Source organism: Nonomuraea sp. NPDC003709, assembly GCF_040610775.1.
Taxonomy (GTDB): Bacteria; Actinomycetota; Actinomycetes; order Streptosporangiales; family Streptosporangiaceae; genus Nonomuraea; species Nonomuraea angiospora_A.
On sequence record NZ_JBEXMW010000010.1, the window covers coordinates 412,625 to 423,536 of the forward strand.

General features: G+C 74.4%; 1 protein-coding gene. It reads right to left on the reverse strand.

Annotated features, from left to right (window positions below):
* Positions 1–11 precede the first annotated feature (11 nt).
* A complete protein-coding gene (locus ABZX61_RS30530; RefSeq protein WP_355199600.1) occupies positions 12–10,901 on the reverse strand; it encodes a type I polyketide synthase in 10,890 nt (3,629 codons plus the stop codon).
* Positions 10,902–10,912: the final 11 nt, after the last annotated feature.

Below are 10,912 nucleotides of genomic sequence, written 5' to 3' on the forward strand. Positions count from 1 at the left end.
GTGACGCCTGCTCAGGAGAGTCCGAACTCGCTGTCGATGAAACTGATGATCTCGTCGGCCGTGGCCGAGCTGAGCTGGCCGGCCACGTCCTCGACGGTGGCTCCGGATTCTTGGTGCCGTTCCTTCCAGGAGAAGACCAGCTGTTCGAGCCGGGCGGTGATCTCCCCGGCGGTGGCGCATTCGGCCGCCATGACGGCCAGCCTGGCCTCGATCCGGTCGAGCTCGGCCAGGACCTGCTGTTCGGCGCTGTGCGCGGGTGGCGCCAGCTCCTCCAGCAGGTGCCCGGCCAGCGCGGCGGCGTTGGGGTAGTCGAAGATCAGGGAGACGGGCAGCCGGAGTCCCGTGACCGCTTTGAGCCGGTTGCGCAGCTCCACGGCGGTCAGCGAGTCGAAGCCGAGGTCCTTGAACGCCCGTCCCGGTTCGACGGACTCCGGCCCGGCGAAGCCGAGCACGGCGGCCACGTGGCCGCGTACCAGGTCGAGGAGCATCGGAGCCCGCTCCGTCTCCGGCAGGGCGGCCAGCCGGTCGGTGAGCGACTCGCCCAGGGGCGTCTCCGCCGCGAGCACGCGGCGCGTGGAGATGCGTACCAGGCCGCGGAAGAGCGGGTGGCCGAACCCCTTGGCCGCGCCCGCGCGCAGCGTGGCGAGATCCAGGTGGATCGGCACGAGCGCCGCCTCGTCCACGCTCAGCGCCCGGTCGAACAGGCCGAGTCCCTCGTCGAGGCCGAGCGCGCCCATGCCGGACCGGCTCAGCCTGCTCAGGTCGGCCTCGTCCAGGTGACCGGTCATGCCGCTGCCGCTCTGCGGCGACCACAGGCCCCAGGCCAGGGAGGTCGCCGCCAGCCCGCGGGCTCGGCGGTGCTGGGCGAGCGCGTCCAGGAACGTGTTCGCCGCGGCGTAGTTGCCCTGGCCGGGGCTGCCGAGGATGCCCGCGGCGCCCGAATACAGGATGAACTGCGCCAGGTCGAGATCGGCGGTCAGCTCGTGCAGGTTGGCGGCAGCGGTCACCTTCGGGCGCATGACGGCCTCGACGCGTTCCGGGGTGAGCGAGGAGATCATCCCGTCGTCGAGCACGCCCGCCGTGCTGACGACCCCGGTCAGCGGGTGCTCGGCGGGGATGCTCGCGAGCAGCGCGGCGAGGGCGTCGCGGTCGGCGGCGTCGCAGGCGGCGACCGTCACGGTGGCGCCGAGCCCGGTCAGCTCCGCCTCCAGCGCCGCCGCGCCGTCGGCGGCGGGGCCGCGCCGGCTGGCCAGGACCAGGTGCCGCACGCCGTGCTCGGTGACCAGGCGCCTGGCGGCGAGGGCGCCGAGCGCGCCGGTGCCGCCGGTGACGAGCACGGTGCCCTCGGGGTCGAGGGCGGGCGGTGCCGTCAGGACGACCTTGCCGATGTGGCGGGCCTGGGCGACGTACCGGAACGCGTCGGGGGCGCGGCGGACGTCCCACGTGCTGATCGGCGGGAGCCGGAGCGCGCCGCGCGCGAACAGGGCGGCGATCTCGGCCAGGATCTCGCCGGTGCGGGCCGGGCCGAGCAGGGTGAGGTCGAAGTTCTGGTAGCGGACCGAGGGCAGCTCGGCCGGGTCCCGTACGTCCGTCTTGCCCATCTCGATGAAGCGCCCGCCCGGCCGCAACAGGCCCAGCGAGGCGTCCACGAACTCGCCCGCGAGGGAGTTGAGCACGACGTCCACGCCCGGGGCGAAGGTCCGCGCGAACTCCAGCGTCCGGGACGAGGCGATGCGCTCGGCGGGGACGCCCAGCTCGCGTACCGCGTCCCATTTGCTCTCGCTGGCGGTGCCGTAGACCTCGGCGCCCAGGTGGTGCGCGAGCTGCACGGCGGCCGTGCCCACGCCGCCCGCGGCGGCGTGCACGAGCAGCGCCTCGCCTGCTTGAAGCCCGGCGAGGTCCACCAGGGCGTGGTAGGCGGTGACGAAGGCGATCGGCACGGACGCCGCCTGGGCGAACGTCCAGTCGTCCGGGATGCGGGCGAGCAGCCGGTGGTCGGTGACCGCCTCCCGGGCGAAGCCGTCGACGATGCCCATCACCCGGTCGCCGGGCGCGAGCGTGGTGACGTCGTCGGCCACCTCGATGACGACGCCAGCGCCCTCGCCGCCCATCGGCGCGTTGCCCGGGTACATGTCCAGGGCGATCAGCACGTCGCGGAAGTTCAGGCCCATGGCCTTGGTGCCGATGCGGACCTCGCCGGGCGCGAGCGGCGCCGACGGGGTGGGGAGCAGCGCGAGGTCGTCGAGCGTGCCGCGGGCGGTGACGTCCAGCCGCCAGTTCGCGGCCTCGGCCGGCGGGGTCAGCGCGCCGTCGGCTCCGGGCCGGGCCAGGCGGGGCGCGTACGCCGTCCCCTTCCTGATCGCGAGCTGCGCCTCGCCTGTCGCGAGCGCGGCGGGCAGCGCCCGGTAGGAGTCCACGTCACGGTCGAGGTCGAGGACGACGACCCGTTCGGGGCTCTCCGACTGCGCGGACCTGACGAGGCCCCAGACCCCGGCGTTGACCAGGTCCGGCACCTCCTCTTCCGCCGTGGTCGCGACCGCGCCCCGGGTGAGGAGGACGAGCTTGGAGGCGGGGAAGCCCTCCTCGGCCAGCCAGGTCTGCAGCAGCTCCAGCACCTGGCAGGTCCGGTCGGCGACCGCCGCGGCCAGATCGGGCTCCGGTTCGCCGTCCAGCGGGACGACCACCCATTCGGGCACCGATCCGGTGGCCACGAGTTCGGCCAGGCCGGCGTGCGCGGCCGCGCCGATCCCGGCGGCCGCCAGTTCTGACGGGTCGCCGATGACCGCCCATCGCTGCTCGCCCGCGGGTTCGCCGGCGGGCACCGGCGCCCATTCGAGCGTGTAGAGCGAGTCCTCTCCGGTGGCGCGCTGCTCGGCGCCGAGGTCGGCGGGAAGCGGGCGCAGGATCAGCGAGTCCACGTGCGCGACGGGCACGCCGGTCGTGTCGGTGACGGCGAGCGTCACGTCGTCGGTGCCGCGGGGGGTGAGCCGGACGCGGATCGAGGTCGCGCCGGTCGCGTGCAGCCGTACACCGGTCCAGGCGAACGGCATCCGCGGCCCGTCCTCGGCGGTGGCCGCGTTGAGCGCGACGCTGTGCAGCGCGGCGTCGAGCAGCGCCGGGTGCAGCCCGAATCCGCCGGTCTCGGTCCCTTCCGGCAGCGCCACCTCGGCGAACAGCTCCTGGTCGCGCCGCCAGGCCGCCTTCAGGCCCTGGAACGTGGGTCCGTAGCCCAGGCCGACCGCGCCGAGCCAGTCGTACAGGCCGGTCATCGGGAGCGGCTGCGCGCCCTCGGGCGGCCAGGCGGCCGTCTCCTGGGCGGGCGGCGCGGCGGCCTCCGGCGCGAGCACGCCGGTGGCGTGGCAGGTCCACGGGTCGTCGGCGGCTCCGCCGTCGGGCCGGGTGTGGACGGTGAGCTGCCGCCGCCCGTCCTCGTAGGGGGCGCCGACGGCCAACTGGAGCTGGATCGCGCCGCGTTCCGGCACGATGAGCGGGGCCTGCAGGGTGAGCTCTTCGAGCAGGTCGCAGCCGACCTCGTCGCCGGCCCTGACGGCCAGCTCCACGAACGCCGTGCCGGGCAGCAGCACCTGGCCGTTGACCTGGTGGTCGGCCAGCCAGGGGTGGGTCTTCAGCGAGAGCCTGCCGGTCAGCAGCACGCCGTCGGAGTCGGCCAGCGAGACGGCGGCGGCCAGGAGGGGATGCCCGGCCGCCCCGAGCCCGGCGGCTCCGACGTCACCGGCGCTCGCGGTGCGCTCCTCCAGCCAGAAGTGCTGGTGCTGGAAGGCGTAGGTGGGCAGGTCGACCATCCGGGGGGCGGCGGGCTCCAGGGCCTGGGCCCAGTCGACGTTCACTCCGCGTACCCACAGCTCGGCGGCACTGGTCCACAGCCTGCGCAGGCCGCCGTCGTCGCGGCGCAGCGTGCCGCAGGCCACCACGTCCTCGACCGTCTCCTGCACCGCCATCATCAGCACCGGGTGAGCGCTGACCTCAACGAACACCCCGTGGCCCTGCTCGGCCAGCGCCCGCACCGACGGCTCCAGCCACACCGTCCGCCGCAGGTTCTCGTACCAGTACGCGGCATCCACCTCGGTCCCGGTCAGCCAGCACTGCCGGACGGTCGAGTACCACGGCACCTCGCTCGTTTGCGGGGTCACCGGGGCCAGCAGCCTCGCCAGCTCGTCCTCGATCGCCGCCACATGCGCCGAATGCGAGGCGTAGTCCACCTCGATCCGCCGCGCCCGCACCGCGTCATACCGAGCCAGGAACTCCTCAATGGCATCCGCATCGCCTGACACCACCGTCGAGGCAGGCCCGTTCACCGCCGCGATCGAGATCCGGTCGTCCACCGCCACCTCCGAAGCGGGCAGCGGGATCGACGCCATACCGCCCCGACCGGCCAGCGCCACGATCGCCTGACTCCGCAACGCCACCACCCGCGCGCCATCCTGAAGCGACAGCGCGCCCGCCACCACCGCAGCGGCGATCTCCCCTTGGGAATGGCCCACCACGGCGGCCGGGGCCACTCCGAGCGAGCGCCACACCTCGGCCAGGGACACCATCACGGCCCACAGCACCGGCTGCACCACATCAACCCGGTCCAAGCCCTCCCCGCTACGCAGCACCTCTGTGAGGGACCAGTCCACGAACTCCGACAGCGCCGCCTCACACTCCGCCATCCGCGCCGCGAACACCGGCGACTCATCCAGCAACTCGACGCCCATACCGAGCCACTGCGACCCCTGACCAGGAAAGACGAACACCGTCTTGCCACCCGGCCCGGCCACACCCCGCACCGCGCCCTCGTCCAGACCGGCCAGCAGTTCCTCCCGGTCCGCGCCGATCACCACCGCACGGTGGTCGAACGCCGACCGCGAAGCCACCAGCGAATGCGCCACATCCACCGGCCGGACCCCGGCCACCGCATCGGCCAACCGGCCCGCCTGAGCCCGCAACGCCTCCGCGCTGCGACCCGACAGCACCCACGGCACCACCGGCGGCTCGTCGACGGGCTCGGGCTCCTCGTCCGTGCCCGGCACCTGCTCGATGATCACGTGGGCGTTGGTGCCGCTGATGCCGAAGGAGGAGACGGCGGCGCGGCGCGGATGATCCTGCACGTCCCACGGCCGGGCCTCGGTGAGCAGCTCGACGGCCCCGGCCGACCAGTCCACGTGCGGCGACGGCTCGTCCACGTGCAGCGTCTGCGGCAGCAGGCCGTGCCGCATGGCCATGACCATCTTGATGATCCCGGCGACACCGGCGGCGGCCTGGGTGTGGCCGATGTTCGACTTGACCGAGCCGAGCCACAGCGGCTGGTCCCGGTCCTGGCCATAGGTGGCGATCAGCGCCTGGGCCTCGATCGGGTCGCCCAGCGTCGTGCCCGTCCCGTGCGCCTCGACCACGTCCACGTCGGCGCCCGACAGTCTGGCGTTGGCCAGGGCCTGGCGGATCACCCGCTGCTGGGACGGGCCGTTCGGCGCGGTCAGGCCGTTGCTGGCCCCGTCCTGGTTGATCGCCGAGCCCTTGACGACCGCCAGCACCGGGTGGCCGTTGCGGCGGGCGTCCGACAGCCGCTCCACCAGCAGCATGCCGACGCCCTCTGACAGCGCGAACCCGTCCGCCGCGCCGGCGAAGGGCTTGCACCTGCCGTCCCGGGCGAGCGCGCCCTGGAGGCTGAAGCCGATGAAGCCGAGCGGGGTGCACATCACCGTGACGCCGCCGGCCAGGGCCAGGTCGCAGTCGCCGTTCCGCAGCGCCTGCGCCGCCAGGTGCAGCGCCACCAGCGACGACGAGCACGCCGTGTCCACCGTGACCGCGGGCCCTTCGAGCCCCAGCGCGTACGCGACCCGGCCGGACGCGATGCTGCTCAGCGTGCCGGTGACCAGGTGCCCCACGGATTCCAGCGGGACCTGGTCGGAGTGGCGGCCGTACTCCTCGTAGGCCGCGCCGACGAAGACGCCGGTACGGGTGCCGCGCAGCGAGCCGGGCTCGATCCGGCCGTGCTCGATCGCCTCCCACGAGGCTTCGAGCAGGACCCGCTGCTGCGGATCCATGGCCAGGGCCTCGCGCGGGCTGATGCCGAAGAACTCGGGGTCGAACTCGGCCGCGTCACGCAGGAAGCCGCCGTCCCGGACGTACGAGGCGAGCTGCGCCTCGGGGTCCGGGTCGTAGATCCCCTCGACGTCCCAGCCGCGATCGTCCGGGAGGGCCGAGATCGCGTCCCCGCCCTCGGCGACCAGCCGCCAGAGGTCGTCGGCGTTGGTCACGCCGCCGGGCATCCGGCAGCTCATCCCGACGATCACGATCGGGTCGTCGGAGACCGGCCCGCGGCTCTCGCCGGTGGGCCCGGCCTCCGTCCGGGTGCCCAGGATCTCGCCGCGGACCAGGCCCGCGAGAGCCTTGACGTTCGGGTAGTCGAAGACCACGGTCGCCGGGAGCCGCACGCCCAGCGCGGCGTTGAGCCTGCCGCGCAGCTCGACCGCGGTGACCGAGTCGAAGCCGAGGTCTCGGAAGGCCCGGTCCACCTCCACCTCGCCGGGGGCGTACCCGAGCACGGCGGCCACCTGCTCGCGCACCTGCGCGACCAGGAGCCGGTCCTGCTCGTCCTCGCTCAGCGGGAGGAGCTTCGCACGCAGCTCGGAGGACTCGGAGTCGGCTACCGCCTCCTTCTGGAACACCGCCACGGCCTCGGGGACGCCGTCGAGAAGGGGCCGCCGTCGGGCGGCGGTGAAGATGGGGAAGAACCGTTCCCAGTCGACGTCGGCGACGACCAGGTTGGTCTCGCCGTCGTCCAGGGCCTGCCGCAGGGCGTCGATGGCCAGGCCGGCGTCCATGTAGCGGACGCCGGTCCTGCGGGCGTCCTCCTCGTCGAGGAGCGTGGTCATGCCGCCGCCCGCGGCGTCCCAGAAGCCCCAGGCGACGGCCGTAGCGGCGAGGCCGCGGGCGCGGCGGTGCGCGGCCAGCGCGTCGAGGTAGGCGTTGCCGGCGGCGTACGCGCCGTTCAGCGCGCCGCCCCAGACACCGGCGCCGGACGAGAACAGCACGAACGCGTCGAGCGGTCCGTCGAATGCCGCGTCCAGGTTGGCGGCTCCGACGATCTTGGCTTGGGTGGCCTCGGCCAGCTCGTCCCGTCCGAGCCGGGTGAGGGGCTGCATGTGGGGCACGCCCGCGGTGTGGAAGACCGATCGGACGGGGGCGTCCGCCTCGATCTCGCGGACCAGGGCCGCGAGCGCGTCGCGGTCGGCCACGTCGCACTTGGACACCGTCACCCGCGCGCCGAGCTCCTGGAGTTCGGCCACGAGCGTGGCGGCGCCGGGGGCGTCGGCGCCGCGCCGGCTGGTGAGCACGAGGTGCTCGGCGCCGTCGCGGGCCAGCCACCGCGCGACGTTCGCGCCCAGACCGCCGGTGCCGCCGGTGATCAGTACGGTGCCGCGGGCCCGCCAGTGCTCGGCCGAGTCGGTCCGCGCCCTTGGCGCCCTGGACAGGCGGCGGGCGAAGATCCCCGAGGCGCGGACGGCGAGCTGGTCCTCTTCCCCGATCCCGGCGAGCACGGTGACCAGGCGGGTCAGGACGCGCTGGTCGAGCGTCTCCGGCAGGTCGACGAGACCGCCCCAGCGGGCGGGGTGCTCCAGGCCGAAGACCCGGCCGAGCCCGGAGACCGCGGCCTGCTCCGCGTCGCGGACCGGGTCGGCCCGGCTGACGCTCTCGGCGCCGTCGGTGGCGATCCAGAGCGGCGCCGCCACGCCGGCGTCGTCCATGGCCTGGATCAGCGTGACTGTCCGGGCCAGGTCGCAGTGGAGGGCGAGCACGCCGGCCGGCGCCTCGTCCCCGCCCAGCAGCGCGGCGAGGTCGCCCCTTCCGGAGTCGCCGGTGACCTCCAGGAGCTCGCACCGGGCTCCGTGCCGTTCGAGCGCCCCGGCGACGGAGGCCGCCGCGTCGCCGCCGGCCCGGTCCGCCGGGACGACGACGCGCCAGGTGCCCGACAGCGCGGGCGGCTTCCCGCCGGGTGCGCCGACGGGCGTCCAGGTGACGCGGTACCGCCAGGAGTCGAGCACGTCCTGGTCGCGCCGCCGGCGCCGCCAGGACGACAGCGCCGGCAGGATGGCCGCCAGCGGGGAGCCGTCCTCGATGCCGAGGGTCGCGGCGAGCGCGGCCACGTCCTCGCGTTCGACCGCGGCCCAGAACTCGGGGTCGACGGAGCCGTCGGGCGCCTGCTCGGCCGGGGTCGCGCCGGGCATGAACCAGAAGCTCTTGCGCTGGAAGGCGTATGTGGGCAGCTCGACGCGCTGGGGGACGGCGTCGGCGAAGTACGCGTCCCAGTCGACGGCGACGCCCCGGCAGTGCAGCCGGCCGACGGCCTCGACGAAGGCGCGGGCCTCGTCGCGGTCCTTGCGCGTGGCGCTGACGAAGAACGCGGCGTCGTCGCCGTCGAGCGTCTGCCTGGCCAGGCTGGTCAGCACCCCGTCCGGGCCGATCTCCACGAACACGGTGGCGCCGCCGGCCCTGGCGGTGGTGACGGCGTCGCCGAAGCGCACCGCCCGGCGGACGTGGTCCACCCAGTAGCCGGGGTCGGTGAGCTGCCCGGGTTGCGCCTTCTGCCCGGTCACGTCAGAGATGATCGGAATGGCGGGCTCGCCGTACGTCAAGGACTCCGCCACCTGCCGGAACTCCTCCAGCATCGGCTCGACGAGCGGCGAGTGGAAGGCGTGGGAGACGCGCAGCCGACGGGTGCGTACCTGCCCTGCCTCGAGTGCCTGCGCGATCTCGTCGATGTCGCCGGCGGCGCCGGAGACGACGACCGCGCCCGGCGCGTTGACCGCGGCGATCCCGGCCCGGTCCGCGCGGCCGGCCAGCAGCGGGAGGACCTGCTCCTCCGGGGCGGCGACGGCGAGCATGGCGCCGCCTGCGGGCAGCGCCTGCATCAGCCGGGCCCGCGCGGCGACCAGCGCGCAGGCGTCGCCGAGCGAGAGCACCCCCGCGACGTGGGCGGCGGCGAGCTCGCCGACCGAGTGCCCGGCGAGCACGTCAGCCTCGATGCCCAGCGAGGTCAGCAACCGGTACAGGGCGACCTCGAAGGCGAACAGGGCGGGCTGGGTCATGCCCGTCTCGTCCAGCACCCCGTCGGGGTCGGTGAACATGACGTCCCTGATGGGGTGCGGCAGCAGCGGGTCCAGCACCTTGCAGACGTCTTCGAGCGCGGCGGCGAACACCGGGAACGCCTGGGCGAGCGCGGCGCCCATGCCCACCCGCTGGCTGCCCTGCCCGGCGAACAGGAAGGCGATCCTGCCTCCCGCCCCGGAACCCGTGACGGCGGTGGCGCCGTCGGCGAGCGACCGGAGACCGGCCAGGAGCTCGTCCCGGGTCTCCCCCACGATCACGGCGCGCTGGTCGAGCGCCGCCCGGCCGGTCGCGAGCGACCAGCCGACGTCCTCGACGCGCAGGTCCGGCCGCGTGGCCGCCCACGTACTGAGCCGGTCGGCCTGCGCGGCCAGCGCCTGCGCGTCCCTGGCGGAGACCGTCCAGGGCACCAGCGGCAGGTTCAGCCCGGCCTGTTCGGCGGTGTCGTCCTGCTCGGCCGGCGTCTCTTCGAGGATCAGGTGGGCGTTGGTGCCGCTGAAGCCGAAGGCCGAGACGGCGGCGCGGCGGGGCGCCTCGCCGGACTCCCACGACCGGGGCTCGGTGAGCAGCTCGACGGCGCCGGCCGACCAGTCCACGTGCGTGGACGGCTCGTCCACGTGCAGGGTGCGCGGCAGCGTCTCGTTGCGCAGCGCCATCACCATCTTGATCACGCCGCCGACGCCGGCGGCGGCCTGGGCGTGGCCGATGTTCGACTTCAGCGAGCCCAGCCACAGAGGCTGGTCCCGGTCCTGCCCGTACGCGGTGATGAGCGCCTGGGCCTCGATCGGGTCGCCCAGGGTGGTGCCGGTGCCGTGCCCCTCCACCGCGTCCACCTGCGAGGGCGACAGGCCCGCGTCGGCCAGCGCCTCCCTGATCACCCGGATCTGGGAGGGGCCGTTCGGCGCGGACAGCCCGTTGCTGGCGCCGTCCTGGTTGACCGCGCTGCCGCGGATGACCGCGAGGACGTGGTGCCCGTTCTCCCGGGCGTCCGACAGGCGTTCGAGGAGCAGCACCCCCACGCCCTCGCTCCAGCCGGTGCCGTTCGCCGCGTCGGCGAAGGACTTGCAGCGGCCGTCGGCCGACAGGCCCCGTTGCTGGGAGAACTCGATGAAGGTGTTCGGGGTCGCCATCACCGTCACGCCGCCGGCCAGCGCCAGCGAGCACTCGCCGCGCCGCAGCGCCTGCGCCGCCAGGTGCAGCGCCACCAGCGACGACGAGCAGGCCGTGTCGACCGAGATCGCCGGGCCCTCGAGGCCGAGCGCGTACGCCACCCGGCCGGAGACCACGCTGCCGAGCGCCTCGGCGCGGAAGTAGTCGTGGTACATGACACCGGCGTAGACGCCGGTCCGGCTGCCGCGCACGGAGTTCGCGTCGATGCCGGCGCGCTCGAACGCCTCCCAGCACGACTCCAGGAACATCCGCTGCTGCGGGTCGGTCCCGAACGCCTCACGTGGCGAGATCGCGAAGAAGCCGGCGTCGAAGTCGGCCGCGTCGTAGACGAAGCCGCCCGTCCGGGCCGTGGTCGTGCCCGGGTTGTCCGGGTCGGGGTGGTAGAGGTTCTCGTCCCAGCCGCGGTCGGTGGGGAACTCGGAGATCGCGTCGACGCCGTCGGCGACGAGCCGCCACAGCTCCTCGGGCGAGGTGACCCCGCCCGGGTAGCGGCAGGCCATGCCGACGATCGCGATCGGCTCGTGCTCCCGGCCCTGGATCTCCCGCAGTTGCTGCCTGGTTTGGTGCAGGTCGGCCGTGACCCGCTTCAGGTAGCCCCGGAGCTTGTCTTCGTTTGCCATCGAACGTAGCC